This window comes from Zoogloea sp. 1C4, from assembly GCF_009469605.1.
Taxonomy (GTDB): domain Bacteria; phylum Pseudomonadota; class Gammaproteobacteria; order Burkholderiales; family Rhodocyclaceae; genus Zoogloea; species Zoogloea oryzae.
Genome location: NZ_SSXU01000001.1, coordinates 165473 through 184863 on the forward strand (window position 1 = coordinate 165473; position 19391 = coordinate 184863).

Annotated in this window: 18 protein-coding genes; 6 read left to right on the top strand and 12 right to left on the bottom strand. The window is 66.0% G+C overall.

Annotated elements, in window-relative coordinates:
* Window positions 1-42 precede the first annotated feature (42 nt).
* From galU to smc, 4 genes are read right to left on the bottom strand one after another with little or no spacing between them, the layout of a single operon-like run.
* Window positions 43-930 (bottom strand): UTP--glucose-1-phosphate uridylyltransferase GalU, encoded by an 888-nt coding sequence (galU, locus tag GH681_RS00665; protein ID WP_153159529.1) that lies wholly within the window; start codon window positions 928-930, stop codon window positions 43-45.
* The gene (ligA, locus tag GH681_RS00670; RefSeq protein WP_153159530.1) at window positions 927-3029 is read right to left on the bottom strand and encodes an NAD-dependent DNA ligase LigA; all 2103 of its coding nucleotides are present in this window, start codon (window positions 3027-3029) and stop codon (window positions 927-929) included. The genes galU and ligA overlap by 4 nt, the downstream gene beginning before the upstream one ends.
* Window positions 3030-3042: 13 nt before the next feature.
* On the bottom strand, window positions 3043-4134 hold the full coding sequence (locus GH681_RS00675; protein WP_153159531.1) for a cell division protein ZipA C-terminal FtsZ-binding domain-containing protein: 1092 nt from the start codon (window positions 4132-4134) through the stop codon (window positions 3043-3045).
* A gap of 21 nt (window positions 4135-4155) precedes the next feature.
* A complete protein-coding gene (gene smc / locus GH681_RS00680) occupies window positions 4156-7680 on the bottom strand; it encodes a chromosome segregation protein SMC (RefSeq protein WP_194271093.1) in 3525 nt (1174 codons plus the stop codon).
* Window positions 7681-7904: 224 nt separating this feature from the next.
* Between smc and dapC the strand changes: the two genes are divergently transcribed.
* The 6 genes from dapC (at window position 7905) to GH681_RS00710 (ending at window position 13973) form a co-directional block, all read left to right on the top strand.
* Window positions 7905-9119, top strand: coding sequence for a succinyldiaminopimelate transaminase (dapC, locus tag GH681_RS00685; RefSeq protein WP_153159533.1), 1215 nt, complete (start codon window positions 7905-7907; stop codon window positions 9117-9119).
* 17 nt (window positions 9120-9136) lie between these two features.
* A complete protein-coding gene (gene dapD, locus GH681_RS00690; RefSeq protein WP_228111726.1) occupies window positions 9137-9967 on the top strand; it encodes a 2,3,4,5-tetrahydropyridine-2,6-dicarboxylate N-succinyltransferase in 831 nt (276 codons plus the stop codon).
* Window positions 9968-10043: 76 nt separating this feature from the next.
* Complete coding sequence (locus tag GH681_RS00695; RefSeq protein WP_153159535.1) at window positions 10044-11213, top strand: PilT/PilU family type 4a pilus ATPase; 1170 nt, start codon at window positions 10044-10046, stop codon at window positions 11211-11213.
* An 89-nt stretch (window positions 11214-11302) separates the two neighbouring features.
* Window positions 11303-12445 carry a succinyl-diaminopimelate desuccinylase gene (gene dapE / locus GH681_RS00700; RefSeq protein ID WP_153159536.1) on the top strand — a complete coding sequence of 381 codons (1143 nt, stop codon included), beginning with the start codon at window positions 11303-11305 and terminating at the stop codon, window positions 12443-12445.
* Complete coding sequence (prmB, locus tag GH681_RS00705; RefSeq protein ID WP_153159537.1) at window positions 12442-13386, top strand: 50S ribosomal protein L3 N(5)-glutamine methyltransferase; 945 nt, start codon at window positions 12442-12444, stop codon at window positions 13384-13386. The genes dapE and prmB overlap by 4 nt, the downstream gene beginning before the upstream one ends.
* A gap of 137 nt (window positions 13387-13523) precedes the next feature.
* The gene (locus GH681_RS00710; protein WP_153159538.1) at window positions 13524-13973 is read left to right on the top strand and encodes a response regulator; all 450 of its coding nucleotides are present in this window, start codon (window positions 13524-13526) and stop codon (window positions 13971-13973) included.
* Between the two features lie 9 nt (window positions 13974-13982).
* On the opposite strand, the gene GH681_RS00715 is transcribed toward GH681_RS00710, so the two are convergent.
* From GH681_RS00715 to GH681_RS00750, 8 genes are read right to left on the bottom strand one after another with little or no spacing between them, the layout of a single operon-like run.
* Window positions 13983-14462 carry a glutathione peroxidase gene (locus GH681_RS00715; RefSeq protein ID WP_153159539.1) on the bottom strand — a complete coding sequence of 160 codons (480 nt, stop codon included), beginning with the start codon at window positions 14460-14462 and terminating at the stop codon, window positions 13983-13985.
* 17 nt (window positions 14463-14479) lie between these two features.
* Entirely contained in the window at window positions 14480-14674 is a 195-nt protein-coding gene (gene iscX / locus GH681_RS00720) for a Fe-S cluster assembly protein IscX (RefSeq protein ID WP_153159540.1), read from the bottom strand.
* Window positions 14674-15015 carry an ISC system 2Fe-2S type ferredoxin gene (gene fdx / locus GH681_RS00725; RefSeq protein ID WP_153159541.1) on the bottom strand — a complete coding sequence of 114 codons (342 nt, stop codon included), beginning with the start codon at window positions 15013-15015 and terminating at the stop codon, window positions 14674-14676. Before fdx ends, iscX begins: the two co-directional genes overlap by 1 nt.
* Before the next feature lie 8 nt (window positions 15016-15023).
* On the bottom strand, window positions 15024-16892 hold the full coding sequence (gene hscA / locus GH681_RS00730) for a Fe-S protein assembly chaperone HscA (protein ID WP_153159542.1): 1869 nt from the start codon (window positions 16890-16892) through the stop codon (window positions 15024-15026).
* Window positions 16892-17422: a Fe-S protein assembly co-chaperone HscB gene (hscB, locus tag GH681_RS00735; protein WP_153159543.1), complete on the bottom strand. Its 531-nt coding sequence runs from the start codon at window positions 17420-17422 to the stop codon at window positions 16892-16894. Before hscB ends, hscA begins: the two co-directional genes overlap by 1 nt.
* Before the next feature lie 16 nt (window positions 17423-17438).
* Window positions 17439-17762 (bottom strand): iron-sulfur cluster assembly protein IscA, encoded by a 324-nt coding sequence (gene iscA / locus GH681_RS00740; RefSeq protein ID WP_153159544.1) that lies wholly within the window; start codon window positions 17760-17762, stop codon window positions 17439-17441.
* 14 nt (window positions 17763-17776) lie between these two features.
* On the bottom strand, window positions 17777-18160 hold the full coding sequence (gene iscU / locus GH681_RS00745) for a Fe-S cluster assembly scaffold IscU (protein WP_153159545.1): 384 nt from the start codon (window positions 18158-18160) through the stop codon (window positions 17777-17779).
* Between the two features lie 13 nt (window positions 18161-18173).
* Complete coding sequence (locus GH681_RS00750) at window positions 18174-19385, bottom strand: IscS subfamily cysteine desulfurase (protein ID WP_153159546.1); 1212 nt, start codon at window positions 19383-19385, stop codon at window positions 18174-18176.
* Between the last annotated feature and the right edge of the window lie 6 nt (window positions 19386-19391).

Below are 19391 nucleotides of genomic sequence, written 5' to 3' on the forward strand. Positions count from 1 at the left end.
GCGGCCACATCGGCCGCGTTTTTTATCGTCTGTTACGGTGGCTCATCCGGCCATGTTGGCGCAACGGCTGGCAAGGAAGGCCGCAAACTCGGCGCCCACCTCGGGGTGCTTCAGCCCCAGCTCGACGGTGGCCTGCAGGTAGCCCAGCTTCGAGCCGCAGTCGTAGCGCACGCCCTTGAACTGGTAGGCCAGCACGGCTTCTTCCTGCAGCAGCGAGGCGATCGCATCGGTGAGCTGCAGCTCACCGCCGGCGCCCGGCTTGAGTTGGCGCAGGTGATCGAAGATCCGCCCGGTGAGGATGTAGCGGCCGATCACCGCCTGGGTGGACGGCGCCTCCTCGGGCTTCGGCTTCTCGACGATACCGGTCACGCGCTGGATCTCGCCGTCGTCGCGCTGGGTGCTGACGATGCCGTACTGCTTGGTCTGCTCCCGCGTCACGTTCATCACGCCGAGCACCGAGCAGCGGTTGTAGTTGTACACATCGACCATCTGGCGCATCACCGGCAGATCAGCCTGACCGTCGAGCAGATCGTCGGCGAGGAGCACCGCGAAGGGCTCGTCGCCCACCACCGGCGCCGCGCACAGCACCGCATGGCCCAAGCCCAGCGCTTCGGCCTGACGGATGTAGATGCAGTTGACGTGGGACGGCACGGTGTCACGGACGATCTTCAGCAGCTCGGCCTTGCCACGCATCTCGAGTTCGGTCTCGAGCTCGTAGGCCTTGTCGAAGTGATCCTCGATGGCACGCTTCGAGCGACCGGTGATGAACACCAGATCGGTCACACCGGCAGCCACGGCCTCCTCCACCGCATACTGGATCAGCGGCTTGTCGACGATCGGCATCATTTCCTTGGGACTTGCCTTGGTCGCCGGCAGAAAACGGCTGCCGAGGCCTGCTACCGGAAACACCGCCTTCGTAACTTTTTTCATCGATCTTCCTCAAACAATCCAATCTGCCTATCGGCGGGCGCAGTATCCACTGGGGCGAGCAGGGCCTGCAAACCCGCCTCGTCAAGAATGGTCACGCCTAGGGCCTGCGCCTTCTCGAGCTTGCTGCCGGCATCGCTGCCGGCCACCACGTAATCGGTCTTCTTGGAGACGGAGCCGGCCACCTTGCCGCCCACCGCCTCGATCATCGCCGCCGCCTCGTCGCGCCGGAGCGTCGGCAGTGTGCCAGTCAGCACGAAGGTCTTGCCGGTGAAAGCACCCACCTCGGGCACAGCGGCGGGTTCGGTCTCGGGCCAGCGCATGGCCTGGCGCAGCCGCTCGATGATCTCGCGGTTGTGGGCCTCGGCAAAGAATTCGACGATCGACCTGGCGACGATCGGCCCGACGTCTGGCACCTGCAGCAGCACGGTTTCGTCGGCGGCCAGCAGGCCGTCGAGCTTGCCAAAGTGGCGCGCAAGATCCTTGGCGGTCGTCTCGCCCACGTTGCGGATGCCCAGCGCGAAGATGAAGCGCGCCAGCGTGGTGTCACGACTCTTGTCGATCGCGGCGACCAGGTTGGTGGCGGATTTCTCGCCCATCCGCTCCAGCCCGGCAAGCACCTCGGCGTTCACCTTGCCGGCGTCGTAAAGATCGGCCGGCGTCTTCACGATGCCGGCGCCGACCAGCTGATTCACGATCTGCTCGCCGAGCCCGTCGATATCCACCGCGCGACGCCCGGCAAAATGGAGTAGCGCCTGCTTGCACTGGGCCGGACAGAACAGTCCGCCGGTGCAGCGCGCCACGGCCTCGTCCTCGCCACGCACCACGTGGGAACCGCACTCAGGGCACTTGTGCTCGATGGCGGCCAGCAGATCGAAGCGCGGCAATTCACCTTCACGTCGCTCAGGGATCGGGCCGACCACCTCGGGAATCACGTCGCCGGCACGGCGCACCACCACCCAGTCGCCGATCCGCACGTCCTTGCGATCGATCTCGCCCTGGTTGTGCAGCGTCGCGTTGGTCACCGTCACGCCGCCGACAAACACAGGCTCGAGCCGCGCCACCGGCGTGATCGCCCCGGTGCGGCCCACCTGCACGTCGATGCCCAGCAGCCGGGTGGCGACTTCCTGGGCCGGATACTTGTGGGCCACGGCCCAGCGCGGCTCGCGGGAGACGAAACCCAGCTCACGCTGACGGACGATCGAATCCACCTTGTACACCACGCCGTCGATGTCGAAGGGCAGCGACTCGCGAAGCGCCGCCATGTCGGCGTGGAATTGGGCGAGACCTTCCGGCCCCGCCACGCAGCGGCGGTGCTCGCACACCGGCAGGCCGAAGGCCGCCAGCGCGTCGAGGATGGCGCTATGGGTGTCGGGCATCGCCCAGCCGACCACCTCACCCAGCCCATAGGCAAAAAAGGACAGCGGGCGCTGGGCGGTGATGTTAGGGTCGAGCTGGCGCAGGCTGCCGGCGGCGGCGTTTCGCGGATTGACGAAGACCTTCTGCCCGGCCGCAGCCTGGGCCGCGTTGAGCCGCTCGAAGTCGTCACGGCGCATGTAGATCTCGCCGCGCACTTCCAGCACCGCCGGCGCGTCGCCCCGGAGGCGCAGCGGCACCTTGCGCAGCGTGCGCACATTGCGGGTCACGTCCTCGCCGGTGCTGCCGTCGCCGCGGGTGGCGGCCTGGACCAGCACGCCGTTCTCGTAGCGCAGGCTGATGGCGAGGCCGTCAAACTTGAGCTCGGCGGCGTAGCCCACCGGCGGCGCGGATTCATCCAGCCCCAGCGCCCGGCGCACCCGGGCGTCGAAGGCCATGGCGCCCTGGTCGGTGGTGTCGGTTTCGGTGCGGATCGACAACATCGGCACCGCATGCTGCACCGACGCCAGCTCGGGCGACGGCGCGCCCCCTACCCGCTGAGTGGGCGAATCGGGGGTGACGAGTTCGGGATGGGCAGACTCCAGATCCTGGAGCTCGCGGAACAGGCGGTCGTACTCGGCGTCCGGCACCGTGGGCTCGGCCAGCACGTAGTACGCATGATCGTGTGCGGCGATCTCTGCGCGCAGGGCCGCAACCCGCGCGCAGGTTTCGGGACTTGCTGCCACCAGGATGCCCCGCTCAGGAGAACAGGCGCAGGGCCAGCGGGGAACCCGGTGCGATGCCCTGCTCCGCCATCTGCCCCTGGAACTGCTCGATCTGGGCGCGAATCAGGCCCACGGCCTTGTCGCCGAAGGGCGAGCGGTTGTCATCGACCACCGCGCCGCCAAGGGCATCGGCGAGCTGCTGGGCAACGCCCATCATCCGCTCGAAGACGCGCACGCCATCGGCAACCCGCGGCACGTCAAGGGTCAGGGTGACGCCCTGGGTGACGAGGCCGCGCATCTCTTCGGCTGCAAACAGGACAGGCTCAAGATTGGACAGCACGAACTGGCTCACGCCAAGCTCGTCGCGGGCATGGAAGCTGCCGTCGCTCATCAGCTCGAGCCCGGCCGCCTCGGCCAGGCCGCGCAGCTTGGTGCCAGCGAAACCCTGGTCGCGGGCCACCACATTGACGCCGATCTGGATGTCCACACCAGCACACAGGCGGTCGAGGTCGGCGGCACGGGTCAGCGCATCGGCCTTGGCCGGCAGCGACGGGATGGCCATGAACAGGTCGCACATGCGCTGCAGGCCGGCGCCCAGCCGGGTGAGGTCGCCGTCGCTGGCGGGGCCACGGCGGTCCACCAGCTGCAGCGCGGCACACACCCAGTGATAGCTGGCTGCCGTGTTGGCGCCGACGAGTTCCCAGCGATTGTCGGTATCCGAAAAACCGAACCAGCGCAGCGGCTTGGCCAGCCCGTCGAGCTGCTCGGTTGCGGCCTGCCACAGGCGGCCACCCACCACCGGCTCGATGGCCTCGATGCGCACCACCCAGTCGGCCCGCTCGTCCACTTCGACGGGCAGCAGCGGCGGCACACGCCGGGCGCTGGCGTCCTTGACGTCCTGAGCACTGGGCTGCGGCCGCGCCGGCGCCTCGCCACCGATCACCGGCTCGAGCCGGTCGGCAGACGCCGGACGGGACGACGCCTCGCCGCCGAGGGGCTGGACATTGTCGAGCGCATCCATCTGCTTGCGGTGCTTGCGCTCCTGCCACTTGTTGAACGCAAAGATGCCGACGACGACAACGCCGCCAGCACCGACCAGACCCATCTGCAAGTCACTGATTGCCATCGAAATCCCTTGTTTCCCGCATCACGCCGCGGCAGCTTCCGCAAGACGCAGTGCTTCTTCAATATCCACTTCCACCACCCGCGACACACCCTGCTCCTGCATCGTGACGCCCACCAGCTGCTCCGCGATTTCCATCGTGATCTTGCTGTGGCTGATGAACACGAACTGGGTCTGCGACGACATGCGCTTGACCATCTGGCAGTAGCGCTCGGTGTTGGAATCGTCGAGTGGTGCATCCACCTCATCCAGCATGCAGAACGGCGCCGGGTTGAGCTGGAACATCGAAAATACCAGCGCAATCGCGGTCAGTGCCTTTTCCCCGCCCGAAAGCAGCTGGATGGAACTGTTCTTCTTGCCGGGCGGCTGGGCGACGATCGAGATGCCCGCATCGAGAATCTCGTCGCCAGTAAGCACCAGCCGCGCTTCACCGCCTCCGAAGAGCATCGGGAAGAGATTCCCGAAATGGTGATTAACCGTATTGTACGTCTCTTGAAGCTGCTCTCGCGTCTCCCGATCGATCCGTCGTATGGCATCTTCAAGGGTTTCGATCGCGCCTAGCAGATCCTCCGTCTGCACGTCGAGGTAATTTTTCCGCTCCGACGCCGCTTTCAGCTCGTCGAGCGCCGCCAGATTGACCGGACCCAGCTCGGCGATCTCGCGGCCCAGACGGGCGACCTCGCGCTGCAGCGAACCTTCCTTCAGATCGGGCGTGAGCAGCGGCGCCAGCGCCGCCTCGTCGGCCTGGGCTTCCTCGAGCCGGGCGGCGTGCTGGGCTTCGGCCATCTCGACGGCCTGGACGCGCAGGCGCAGATCGGCGACGCGCTCGCGCTGGGGCGCGGCGGCATGTTCGGTGCGCTGGCGATCCTCCTCCAACCCACGCAACTGGCCGTTGGCGGCTTCCAGCGTGTTGCGGCTGGCGGCGAGCGCGGTCTCGCGGGTCGTGCGCAGCGCAACAGCCTCCTGCAGCGCGGCCGACACCGAGACCTCGTCGATCTCCATCAGCGATTCGCGGCGCTCGGTGAGCTCCTCGGCGATGCGTTCGAGCTGTTCGCCGGCCAGCGCGCGGTTGCGGGCGATGTCGTCGAGCTTGCTCACGCATTCGCGCTCGGAATGGCGGGCCTCCTGCAGCTCGCGGGCCAGCGCGGACTCCAGCGCGCGGGTCTCGCGCAGGCTGCTCTCGCGCTCCCGGCGCACCGCCTCCGCCGCGTCCAGCCGACCGCGCTGCAGTTCGGCCATCTCGCGGCTGCGCTCCAGCTCGGTCTCTGCGCGCATCAGGCGGTCGCGCTCGGCCTGCTCGGCATGGGCGATCTCACCCAGGTCACGTTCGATCTGACCGCAGCGCTCTTCGTAGCGCTGCCGGGCCTGGTTGAGCTTGAGCACCTCGACCTGCTCGGTATGCACCCGCGCCTGCAGCGCCTGGGCGTCGCGACGCAGGTTGGCGAGCGCATCCTGCACGCGGGTGGCGAGCGCCTCGGCCTCGGCCATGGATTCCCGCGCCATCGCGGCGGCTTCCTGGGCGGCCTCGACTTCGGCGCCCAGCTGGTCGATCTCCCGCTGGCGCTCGATGACGCCGTGGGTGCGCGAATCCGGCGCGTAGTGGATCAGCGCGTGACGACTCAGCAGGCGACCATCCCGCGAGACCAGCACCACGCCGGCGGCGAGCGACTCGCGCCGGTCGATCCACGCAGCAAGATCATCCGCGACGAAAACCCGGGCCAGCCAGCTTTCGAGCACCGCGGCGAGTTCGCCATCGGCGCCGACCTTCTCCACCAGCGGCCGGCAGCCCTCCGGTGCCGGCGTGGTGTCGCCCGCAGCAGGGCTACCGCCCAGCAGGAAGGCGAAGGCGCCGGGCACCTTGTCGGCCAGCGCGGCCAGCGCCACCTTTCCATCCTCGGCCGGCAGCGCAGCGAGGCGTTCGCGCAGCACCGCCTCGACGGCGAGCTCCCACCCGGCCTCGACGCGGATGCGCTGCCACAGGGGCTTGAGCCCGTCGAGCTTGTGACGCTTGATCCAGTCACCCAGCTGGCCCTGCACCTGCACCTTGTTCTGCAACTGCACCAGCGCCTCGCGCCGCGCCCGCAGCTCGGTGGCGTGGCGCTGGGCCTGACGCTCGGCTTCCAGCGCCTGCTTGAGGGCCTGCTGGGCGGCAGGTAGCTGGGCCTGGGCGTCCGCGATGTCGGACTGACGCTGGTCCAACGCTTCTTCGGCCGCCGCCAGCGCCGCCTCGCGCTCGGCGGCCATGCGCAGATCGGGCGCCTGGACGGCGGATTCTTCCTGCTGCAGCCGGGCACGGCGCTGGGCCAGCGTGTCGAGCGTGCGCTCGCTGCTCACCCGGTGGGTGTCCTCGACGCGGATCTGCTGCTCGGCCTGGTTGAGTTCGCGGCGGATCGCGGCGGCGGCGGCATCAGCGGCGTTGAGCGCCTCCTCGGCCTCCGGCAGACGGTCGCCCACCTCGGCGTGGCGGGCCTCGGCCTGTTCGGCACGAATCGCGGCGTGGTCGAGCAGGCCCTGCCAACGCTCGCTGTCGGCGGCGAGGCTTTCCAGCTGGCTGCGCCACTGGGCGTCGTCGCGCTCAAGCTGGGCGAGGCGGCTTTCGAGAATCCGCCGGCTGTCACGCAGGCGGGCAAGCTCGCCTTCGAGGCGGGTGAGCTCGGAGCTCACCGCAAACAGCGCGGTCTGGGCGTGCTGCACGCCCTCGTTGGCCTCCAGCTGGGCTTCGCGGGCGGTTTCGAGCTGGCTTTCGAGTTCCTGCAGGCGCGACGAGTCGGCCTCGATGCGCCGGGTCGCGTCGGCCAGCTCTTCGGCCAGCCGGACGCGCTCGGCGCGGGCCTCGTTGCGCTTGAGGAGCCACAGCAGGTTCTGACGCTCCGACAGGCTGGCGTTGAGCTGGCGGTATTTTTCGGCGATGGCGGCCTGCTGCTCCAGCTTGCCAAGCTGCTGGCCGAGTTCGCTGCGGATGTCGTCGAGGCGGGTCAGGTTGTCGCGGGCGTCGCACAGGCGCCCTTCGGTTTCCTTGCGCCGCTCGCGGTATTTGGTGACGCCGGCGGCCTCCTCGAGAAAACCGCGGACTTCCTCGGGCTTGGCCTCGATGATCCGCGAGATCATGCCCTGCTCGATGATCGCGTAGGCCCGCGGCCCAAGGCCGGTACCGAGGAACAGATCGATCACGTCCTTCCGGCGCACCTGCATGCCGTTGATGAAGTAGGTCGATTCGCCGCTGCGGTCGAGCACGCGCTTGACCGCCACCTCGGCGTAGGGCTTCCACTGGCCGGCGGCCTTGCCTTCGGCATTGTCGAAGACCAGCTCGACGCTGGCCCGGGACACCGGCTTGCGGGTGGTGGAGCCGTTGAAGATGACGTCCATCATCGAGCCGCCCCGCAGCGCCGAGGCACGCGATTCGCCCAGCACCCAGCGCACCGCGTCGATGATGTTCGATTTGCCGCAGCCGTTCGGACCCACCACGCCCACCAGATTGCCGGGCGTGAGCACGGTCGTCGGATCGACGAAGGTCTTGAAACCGGCGAGCTTGAGTTTGGCGAGACGCACTGGAATTCGGAAAAAGGCTGGGGAAAACGGAGCTGCAAGCACTTGCGCAGCACGCTTGCTGCACTGCCACATAAACGGCGGACGCTATAATAGCATTCGTTAAAAATCAGGCCACAGGCTTTGTCTTGCCCTGTCCTGCACCACCGCAACACGGCGATTTATCCTCTGCGCCCCGCCATCCGCGCCGGGCCGCCCCCAGGACGAACACAGGAAATCCCCCGAACGTGAACCCGCACCTCCAGGATCTTCACCCCTATCCCTTCGAAAAACTGCGCGGCCTCTTCGAAGGCATCGTGCCGCCGGCTGGCTATTCGGCGATCCGCCTGTCCATCGGCGAGCCGCAGCACGCCACGCCCGAATTCATCAAGCAGTCGCTCATCGACAACCTCGGCGGCCTCGCCAACTACCCGACCACCCAGGGCTCCGACGCCCTGCGCCAGTCGATCGCCGGCTGGCTGGAGCGCCGCTACGGCCTGCCCAAGGTGAGCGCCGCCACCCAGGTGCTGCCGGTCAATGGCTCCCGCGAGGCACTGTTCGCCTTTGCCCAGTGCGTGATCGACGGCAGCAAGCCGGATGCGCTGGTGCTCTCGCCCAACCCGTTCTATCAGATCTACGAAGGCGCGGCCTACCTGGCCGGGGCCAAGCCTTACTTCGTCAACAACCTGCCGGACAACCGCTTCGCGTCGGATTTCGACGCCGTGCCCGAATCCGTCTGGCAGCGCGTGCAGCTGGTCTTCGTGTGCTCGCCGGGCAACCCCACCGGCAAGGTGCTCTCCCTCGACGAGTGGAAACAGCTTTTCGATCTGTCGGATCGCTACGGCTTCGTGATCGCCGCCGACGAGTGCTACTCCGAGATCTACTTCGACGACGCCCACCTGCCCATCGGCGGCCTCGAAGCCGCTCATCGCCTCGGCCGCACGGATTTCCGCAACGTGGTGATGTTCTCCAGCCTGTCCAAGCGCTCCAACGTGCCGGGCATGCGCTCCGGCTTCGTGGCCGGCGACGCGGAGATCCTCAAGCGCTTCCTGCTCTACCGCACCTACCACGGCTGCGCCATGAGCCCGTCGGTGCAGGCGGCCTCCGCCGCGGCCTGGAACGACGAGGCCCACGTGGCCGAAAACCGTCGTCAATATCGCGAGAAGTTCGCCGTTATCACCCCCATGCTGAAACCCTGGCTAGACGTGGACCTGCCCGACGCCGGCTTCTACCTGTGGGCCAACGTCACCCGCCTGGGGGTTTCCGACACCGAGTTCGCCCGCCGCCTGCAGGCTGAATATAATGTGACGGTTCTGCCTGGCAGCTTCCTCGCCCGCGAGGCTCACGGGATCAATCCCGGTGCCGGCTTCGTTCGTATCGCGCTGGTTGCCGACTTGGCAGAGTGCGTCGAAGCGGCCAATCGAATCGTCGCCTTCGCCCAACAACTTTCGAACAATCCATGACCGTATTCGTACATATCATGCCCCATCACGAAAACCCCTTTGCCGCCCTCATTGAAGACCTCTGGGAGCGTCGCACCGAGCTGTCGCCCGCCACCGCCACCAGCGAACAGCTGCGCGCCATCGAGCACGTCATCGACGAACTCGACCAGGGCAAGCTGCGCGTTGCCGAGAAGATCAACGGCGAGTGGGTGACCCACCAGTGGATCAAGAAGGCTGTGCTGCTGTACTTCCGCACCCACGACAACAAGGTGCTGTCCGGCGGCGACACCCGCTACTACGACAAGGTGCCCACCAAGTTCGACAACTACACCGAGCACGATTTCCAGCACGGTGGCTTCCGTGTGGTGCCCAACGCCGTCGCGCGCAAGGGCAGCTTCATCAGCAAGGGCGTGGTGCTGATGCCCTCCTACGTGAACATCGGCGCCTACGTCGGTGAAGGCACGATGGTCGACACTTGGGCCACCGTCGGCTCCTGCGCCCAGATCGGCAAGAACGTGCACCTTTCCGGCGGCGTCGGCATCGGTGGCGTGCTCGAGCCCCTCCAGGCCAACCCGACCATCATCGGCGACAACTGCTTCATCGGCGCCCGCTCCGAAGTCGTCGAAGGCGTCATCGTCGAAGACAACTGCGTGATCTCGATGGGCGTCTACATCGGCCAGAGCACCAAGATCTACGACCGCGCCACCGGCGAAGTCACGTACGGCCGCGTGCCCGAAGGCTCCGTGGTGGTGAGCGGCAACCTGCCCTCCGCCGACGGCAAGTACAGCCTGTACTGCGCCGTGATCGTGAAGAAGGTCGACGCCCAGACCCGCGCCAAGACCAGCATCAACGAACTGCTGCGCGACTGACCCCGCGCCCGGGGCCGCCCTCAGGAACCCTCCGGGGTAATCCTGAAGCGGCCCAGCCTGCCGCCGGAGCTGACTGATGATCATCGACAAGCTGTTCGCCCTGATGGCCGAGAAGAAAGCCTCGGACATCTTCATTACCGTCGGCACTCCGATCCACATCAAGATCGACGGAAACACCCTGCCCATCAACCAGCAGGCCATGGACCCGACAATGGTCCACCGCATGGCCTACGAGATGATGTCGCCCGAGCAGGTCGAGCGCTTCGAGCGCACCCGGGAGATGAACCTCTCCTTCGGCCGGCGCGACATGGGCAACTTCCGCGTCAATATCTTCTGGCAGCGCAACAGCGTCGCCATCGTCGTCCGCTACATCTCGGGCGACATCCCGCGCCTCGAAAGCCTCGGCCTGCCGCCGGTGCTGGCCGACATCATCATGGAGAAGCGCGGCCTCATCCTGGTCGTCGGCGCCACCGGCTCGGGCAAGTCCACCACCATCGCCTCGATGATCGACCACCGGAACGAGAACCGCTCGGGCCACATCCTGACCATCGAAGACCCGATCGAATATCTGTTCAAGCACAAGATGTCGATCGTGAACCAGCGCGAGATCGGCCAGGACACCAACGACTGGCAGCAGGCCCTCAAGAACGCCATGCGCCAGGCGCCCGACTGCATCCTGATCGGCGAAATCCGCGACCGCGAGACGATGCAGGCCGCCCTGTCGTATTCCCAGACCGGCCACCTGTGCCTCGCCACGCTGCACGCCAACAACGCCTACCACGCCCTCAACCGCATCTTCAGCTTCTTCCCGATGGACGGCCGCGCGCTGCTGGCCCTCGACCTCGCCGCGACGCTCAAGTGCATCGCCTCCCAGCGCCTCGTCAAGAAGCCCGACGGCGGGCGGATTCCGGCGGTCGAGATCCTGCTCAACTCCCGTCAGGTTGCCGAGCTCATCGAACGCAGCGAGATCTCCGCGATCCGCGAGGCCATGGAACAAAGCCTCGCCCAGGGCTCGCGCACCTTCGAGCAGGATCTCTTCCGGCTCTACAAGGAAAAGGTCATCACCCTCGAGGAAGCCCTCACCAACTCCGATTCGCCCACCAACCTGTCCTGGCTCATCAACAACGCCCAGTTTGGCAACACCAACGAAAAGACCAGCCGCAACCAGTCGGCCATCGACTTCGAAAGCACCCAGCCGGACGGCTCGTCCTTCCGCGAGTTCACCCTCGAACTCGACGACGACTGAGCCCAGCACCACCCACCCCGCCGTCCATCCGCCCAGCCCCGGGGCGACGGCGGGTGCATCGCCTGCCCCAACCAAATACAAGACAACGCATGAACCCCACGCTCGAACTCACCCGCAGCCTCATCGCGCGCCCGTCGGTCACCCCCGAGGACGCTGGCTGCCTCGATCTCATCGCCAGCCGCCTGGCGCCCCTCGGCTTCGTCTGCGAACGCATTGATGGCGGCGGCGTCAGCAACCTGTGGGCCCGTCGTGGCACCGCCCGTCCGCTGGTGGTGTTCGCCGGCCACACTGACGTCGTCCCCACCGGCCCACTGGAATCCTGGACGTCCCATCCCTTCGAGCCCACCGAGCGTGACGGCCTGCTGTTCGGCCGCGGCGCCGCCGACATGAAAGCCTCGCTGGCCGCCTTCGTCACCGGCATTGAAGCCTTCGTCGCCGCCCACCCGGACCACGCCGGCTCCATCGCCCTGCTGCTCACTTCGGATGAAGAAGGCGACGCCACCCACGGCACCACGCTGGTCGTAGAGACCCTGCGCGCCCGCGGCGAAGCCCTCGACTTCTGCATCGTCGGCGAGCCCACCTCCACCAACACCCTCGGCGACACCATCAAGAACGGCCGCCGCGGCAGCCTGTCGGGCAAGCTCACCGTCAAGGGCGTCCAGGGCCACATCGCCTACCCGCACCTCGCGAAGAACCCCATCCACCTCGCCGCCCCGGCCCTGGCCGAACTCGCCGCCGAGAAGTGGGACGAAGGCAACGAATACTTCCCGCCCACCTCCTGGCAGATGTCCAACATCAAGGCCGGCACCGGCGCCACCAACGTCATCCCGGGCACGCTCGAAGTGCTGTTCAACTTCCGCTTCGCCACCGTGCACACCGCCGACCAGCTCAAGGCCCGCGTGCACGCCGTCCTCGACCGTCACGGCCTTGATTACGACCTCGCCTGGACCCTCGGCGGCAAGCCCTTCCTCACGCCCCGCGGCAGCCTCGTCGGCGCGATGGAAGCCGCAATCCGCGACACCCTTGCGATCAGCCCCGAGCTATCCACCACCGGCGGCACCTCCGACGGCCGCTTCATCGCCGACATCTGCCCGCAGGTCGTCGAGTTCGGCCCGGTGAACGCCACCATCCACAAGCTCAACGAATGCATCGCGGTGGACGCCATCCAGCCCCTGTCGGACATCTACCGTCGCACCCTCGAAAACCTGCTCACCGCATCGGACAAGGCATGAACGACCACCACGACGACCACCTGGAAGAAGACGAGCACGATCACGAACACGAGCACGGCCCCCTGGCCGAGCTCGTCACCGTTCGCGACTGGCTGCGCTATGCCGTCACCCGCTTCAACCGGGCCGGCTGTTATTTCGGCCACGGCCTGCCGGATGCCTACGACGAAGCGGTGTACCTCGTCCTGCACACCCTCGCCCTGCCGCTGGATCGCCTCGAGCCCTTCCTCGACGCCTGCATCCCCGGCGACGAACGGGAAGCCATCTTCGAAGTCATCGAGAAGCGCGCGGTGGACAAGCTCCCGGCCGCCTACATCACCGGCGAAGCCTGGCTGGGGGATTTCCGCTTTGAAGTGGACCCGCGGGTGATCATCCCCCGCTCGTACTTTGCCGAGCTGCTCGAGGACGGCTTTGCGCCGTGGATTCAAGACGCGGAAGAAGTCACCGCGGCCATGGACATGTGCACCGGCTCCGGCTGTCTGGCCATCCTGATGGCCCACGCCTTCCCCAACGCCCACATCACGGCGGTGGACATCTCCCAGGACGCCCTCGACGTGGCCGCCGCCAACATCGCTGCCTACGGCCTGGAAGATCGCATCACGCTGGTGAAGTCCGACGGCTTTGCGTCGGTGCCCGAGCAGCGTTTCGACTTCATCCTCAGCAACCCGCCCTACGTCACCCGCGAATCGATGGAATCGCTGCCGGCCGAATACCTCCACGAGCCTGGCATCGCCCTCGGCTCAGGTGAAGATGGTCTCGACCTGGTGCGCAAGCTGCTCGCCGACGCACCCCGTTTCCTGCAGCCGGAAGGCCTGCTGGCGATCGAAGTGGGGCACAACCGGCACATCGTCGACGAAGCCTTCCCGGCCCTCGCACCTACATGGTTGTCGTCCCCCGGCGGCGAAGATAAGGTATTTATCCTCCAAGCCGGTCAATTGTTGTAAAACCAAGCGCTTTTTGAGAATTAGGTCAACCCGGTCGCCTGCCTGCCGTACTTATCATCTTGCCTGAGAGGGAAAAGCGTCTTTCCCTCTCATACAAAAAATCTGGCAAAAACGATAAATAAGGTCAAGGAGTAGCCATGGCGACCGATCGCCCCATCCTTCTCGTCGAGGACAATCCCGACGATGAGGCACTTACGCTCCGCGCATTCAGCAAGAACAAGATTGCCAACCAGGTCGTCGTGGCGAGGGACGGCGTCGAAGCGCTGGACTACCTTTTCTGCACCGGTCAGTACAGTTCCCGCGATAGCCTGGTCATGCCGGCTTTCGTGCTTCTGGATCTGAAGCTGCCGCGCATCGACGGTCTTGAGGTGCTCCGGCGCATCCGCGCCGACGAGCGCACCGCCCTCCTGCCGGTGGTCGTGCTGACCACCTCGAAGGAACACCAGGATATTTTTGAAGCCTACCGGCTGGGCGCCAACAGCTACATCCGCAAACCGGTGGATTTCGAGCGTTTTCTGCAGGCCGTCGGCCAGCTCGGGCTGTACTGGCTGTCCCTCAACGAACCCTCCGACCCGACCGCCCGCTGAAGGCTAGGCCTAGAGCAGCGCCTCGATGTCTGCCGCCAGGGCTTCTGGCGTCGTCGTCGGGGCGTAGCGGCGGACCGGCGTCCCGCTGCGGTCCACCAGGAATTTCGTGAAGTTCCACTTGATGGCGCGACTGCCGAGCACACCCGGCAGGGCCGCCGTGAGATACACGAACACCGGATGGGCATCCGGGCCGTTCACATTCACCTTTTCGGTGAGCAGGAAATCCACGCCGTAGTTGCGTTCGCAGAACGCCGCGATCTCGTCTTCCGTGCCCGGCTCCTGCGCGCCAAACTGATTGCACGGAAAACCCACCACCACCAGCCCGCGCGGCCCAAGCTGCTGGTGCAACTGCTCCAGGCCCTTGTACTGGGGCGTGAAGCCGCAACGGCTGGCGGTATTCACCACCAGCAGCGCCTTGCCGGCGAAATCCGCAAAACGGATCACGCCGCCGCCAAGACGGCCAACCTCGAAATCGTGGATGCCCGGCATGGCGCGCGTCGCCTTCTTCAGGCCACTTCGTCGATCCAGGCCTGCTGGATCGCCTCAAGCACCCGTTCGCCGCAGTGCTTGGGGTCGTCGTTGAACTCGGGCAGCGCCATGACCCAGCGCATCAGGTCAACAAAGTTGAGCTTTTCCGGATCCACATCGGGATGCGCTTCGGACAGCTGGATGCCGATTTCCTGAACGTCAGTCCACTTCATCAGTGCTTGCCCTCCCGGGCCATGTTGATCGAGTACTTGGGAATCTCGACGGTCAGCGGCGTGGTGCCGACCACCGCCTGACACGACAGGCGCGAGTTGGGCTCCAGGCCCCAGGCCTTGTCGAGCAGGTCTTCCTCGAGTTCCTCGGCCGGCTCGAGGCTGTTGAAGCCTTCCCGCACGATCACGTGGCAGGTGGTGCACGCACAGGATTTCTCGCAGGCGTGCTCGATCTCGATGTCGTTGGCGAGCAGGGTGTCGCAGATGGTCTGGCCGGGTTCGGCCTCCAGCACCGCGCCCTCGGGGCACAGCTCCACGTGGGGGAGCACAATCAGGGTCGTCATGTTCGGTCTTAAATCTTGATGTCGTCGATCTTGTGGCCGGCCAGGGCCTCGCGGATGCTCTTGTCCATCCGGCGCGATGCGAACTCGTTGGAGGCACGGTTGAAGGCTTCCAGCTGGATCTTGATCGCCCGCACGTCCTGCCCTTCGGCAGCGGCGCGCAGCGCAGCGATGGCCACGTCCAGCGACGCCCGTTCGGCGGCGTTGAGCAGCCCGCCATCAATGGCCAGGGCCTTTTCGGTGGCCTCGACGACGCGGGCCGCCTCGACCTGCTGTTCCTTCAGGCCGCGCAGTTCCATGTCGCGCTGGGCGTGCTCGAAACCGGCCTTCAGCATCTCGGCGATCTCGTCGTCGGCAAGGCCGTAGGACGGCTTCACCTCGACCCGCGCCTCGACACCGGTGGCCTGCTCCCGGGCGGTGACCGACAGGAGCCCGTCGGCGTCCACCTGGAAGGTCACGCGGATGCGCGCGGCGCCCGCCACCATCGGCGGAATGCCGCGCAGTTCGAAGCGGGCCAGCGAACGGCAGTCGGAAACCAGCTCGCGCTCGCCCTGCACCACATGGAAGGCCATGGCCGTCTGGCCGTCCTTGAAGGTGGTGAAATCCTGGGCGCGGGCAGTCGGGATGGTGGAATTGCGGGGGATGATCTTCTCGACCAGCCCGCCCATCGTCTCGATGCCGAGGGACAGCGGGATGACGTCGAGGAGCAGCCATTCGTCCTCGCCCGCCCTGTTGCCGGCCAGCACGTTGGCCTGCATCGCGGCGCCCACGGCGACGACGGTGTCGGGATCGAGGTTGGTGAGCGGCGTCTGGCCGAAGAATTCGCCGACGGCCTTCTGAACGTGGGGCATGCGCGTGGCGCCGCCCACCATCACCACGCCCTTCACGTCGGCGGGGTCGAGGCCGGCGTCGCGCAGGGCTTTCTTGAGCGGGCGAATGGTCTTGTCCACCAGCGGCCGGGTGATGTCCACGAACACGTCGCGGGAAATGACGAGGTCCACCTCGTCACCGCTGTCGAGGGTCATGCGGATCGGCACGGATTCGTCGAGGGTCAGGCGTTCCTTCACCTCGCGGGCCTTCATCAGCATGCGCCGGGAGTCCCGGTCGGACGGCAGCGAAATGCCGGCGTTGTCGAGCATCCAGCAGAACAGGCGATGGTCGAAGTCGTCGCCGCCCAGGGCCGCATCGCCGCTGGTGGCCACCACCTCGAACACCCCGCGGGAGAGCCGCAGGATGGAGATGTCGAAGGTGCCGCCACCCAGGTCGTACACCGCATAGACGCCTTCAGAGGCATTCTCGAGGCCATAGGCGATGGCTGCCGCGGTGGGCTCGTTGAGGAGGCGGAGCACGTTGAGCCCGGCGAGCCGGGCCGCATCCTTGGTGGCCTGGCGCTGGGCGTCATCGAAGTAGGCGGGCACGGTGATGACCGCGCCGGTGAGCTCTCCGCCCAAGCTGCGTTCGGCGCGGATGCGCAGATCCTTGAGGATTTCGGCGGAGACTTCGACCGGGCTCTTCACGCCCTGGATGGTGCGCAGGCGGACCATGCCTTCGGTGTCGACGAAGTCGTAGGGCATGGTCTCGACGTGGGCCACGTCCTTCAGGCCACGGCCCATGAAGCGCTTGACCGACACGATGGTGTTGCGCGGATCGACCGCCTGGGTCGCCATCGCCTTGCGACCGACGACGATCTGGCCGTCGGGCAGGTAGTGCACGATGGACGGCAGCAGCATCTTGCCGTCTTCGTCCTGCAGGCACTGGGGGATGCCGTTGCGCACGGTAGCCACCAGGGAGTTGGTCGTACCCAGATCGATCCCCACCGCCAGCCGGTGCTGGTGCGGCAGGGTGGACAGGCCCGGTTCGGAGATTTGCAGCAGAGCCATCAGGATTCCAGCGCCGTCAAGGCGTCATTGATTTCGTGTTGCAGCTTTTCGAGGAATTTCATGCGACGGATGGTATCGGCGGCGGCGTCGAGATCGACGGTGTCGTCGAGCTGCTGGCCGAGTTCTTCCACCAGCGCCCGGGTGTTGTGGCGGATGCGCCGGGCGAGCTCGTCGAGCACGTCCTCGTCGGCGGCCTCACGGGCCTCGCCGAGGGCCTCGCGCCATTCCATCTGCTCCATCAGGAACTCGGCGGACATGGCGGTGTTGGTGTCGAACGCAGGATCGACACCGCGCTGCTCAAGCAGGTAATGCCCGCGGGTGAGCGGGCCCTTGAGGGTGCGGAAGGCTTCGTTGACGTGGGTCGCCCACTGCATCGACTGACGCTTCTCGGCGTCGGACAGGTGGGCAAAGCGGTCGGGATGGACCCTGCCCTGCAGGTCGAGATAGGCCTGCTCCAGCCGCTCCTCGTCGATGCGGAAGGCCGGCGTCAGGCCGAAGAGCACAAAGTAATCCTGCTTGAGATCGAGCATCGTGGACGTTCGCGCCTCAGACCGTGAAGCTTTCGCCGCAGCCGCACTGGTCCTTCACGTTCGGGTTGTTGAACTTGAAACCCTCGTTGAGGCCCTCGCGCACGAAGTCGAGTTCGGTGCCATCCATGTAGGGCAGGCTCTTCGGGTCAATCAGCACCTTGAGACCGTGGCTTTCGAAGACGATGTCCTCGGGCAGCACCTCATCGGCAAACTCGAGCTTGTACGCCATGCCGGAACAGCCCGACGTACGCACGCCGAGGCGGATGCCGACCCCCTTGCCGCGCTTGGCGATGAAGTTGCCGATGTGGGTTGCTGCCTTGTCGGACAGGGTTACTGCCATGATCGAACTCCTTGTCAGCCGTTGTGCTTTTTCTTGTAATCCTCGACCGCCGCCTTGATGGCGTCTTCGGCCAGGATCGAGCAGTGGATCTTCACCGGCGGCAGGGCCAGTTCTTCGGCGATGGCCGTGTTCTTGATCTCCAGCGCCTGGTCGAGGGTCTTGCCCTTGACCCACTCGGTGACGAGGGAGCTGGAAGCGATCGCCGAGCCACAGCCGTAGGTCTTGAACTTGGCATCTTCGATGATGCCGTCCTTGCCGACCTTGATCTGCAGTTTCATCACGTCGCCACACGCCGGAGCGCCGACCATGCCGGTGCCCACGCCGTCGTCTTCCTTGCCGAATGCACCGACGTTACGGGGATTCTCGTAGTGGTCCAGAACCTTTTCGCTGTATGCCATTTTTGCTCTCCTGTCAGTGCGCTGCCCACTGCACGGTATCAAGATCGATGCCTTCCTTGAACATGTCCCACAGGGGCGACAGTTCGCGGAGCTTTCCGACCTTGCGCTGCAGCAAGTCGATTGTATAGTCGATTTCCTCGTCCGTCGTGAAGCGGCCGATGGTGAAACGGATGGAACTGTGGGCGAGCTCGTCGTTGCGGCCCAGGGCGCGCAGCACGTACGACGGCTCGAGGCTCGCCGAGGTGCAGGCCGAACCGCTCGACACGGCGATGTCCTTGATCGCCATGATCAGGGATTCGCCTTCCACGTAGGCGAAGCTGATGTTCAGGTTGTGGGGCACGCGATGGACCATGTCGCCATTGACGAAGGTTTCCTCGATCTGACTGAGGCCCTTCAGCAGGCGGTCACGCAGGGCGCCGACGCGCTTGTTTTCTTCGGCCATCTCGAGGCGGGCCAGGCGGAACGCCTCACCCATGCCGACGATCTGGTGGGTGGCCAGGGTGCCGGAGCGCAGGCCGCGCTCGTGGCCGCCACCGTGCATCTGGGCTTCGAGACGCACGCGCGGCTTGCGACGCACGTACAGGGCGCCGATGCCCTTCGGCCCGTAGGTTTTGTGGGCAGAGAAGGACATCAGATCGACCTTCAGCTTCGAGAGGTCGATCTCGACCTTGCCGGTGGCCTGGGCCGCATCCACATGGAAGATGATGCCCTTCTCACGGCAGATCTCGCCGATCTCGGCGATGGGCTGGATCACCCCGACTTCGTTATTCACGAACATCACCGACACCAGGACGGTGTCCGGGCGGATCGCCGCCTTCAGCACGTCCAGATCGATCAGGCCGTCTTCCTTCACATCGAGGTAGGTGGCCTCGAAGCCGACGCGCTCAAGCTCGCGCACGGTGTCGAGCACGGCCTTGTGTTCGGTCTTGAGGGTGATGATGTGCTTGCCCTTGCCGGAATAGAAATGGGCTGCACCCTTGATCGCCAGGTTGTTCGATTCGGTTGCCCCGGAGGTCCAGATGATTTCCTTCGAGTCGGCACCCACCAGCGCCGCGACGTCCTCGCGGGCTTCCTCGACGGCCTTCTCGGCGGTCCAGCCGAAGGCGTGGCTGCGGGATGCCGGGTTGCCGAACAGCTCGGTGAGGTAGGGGATCATTTTTTCCGCAACGCGGGGATCCACCGGCGTGGTCGCCGAATAATCGAGGTAGATCGGAAACTTGAGCATCTTCAT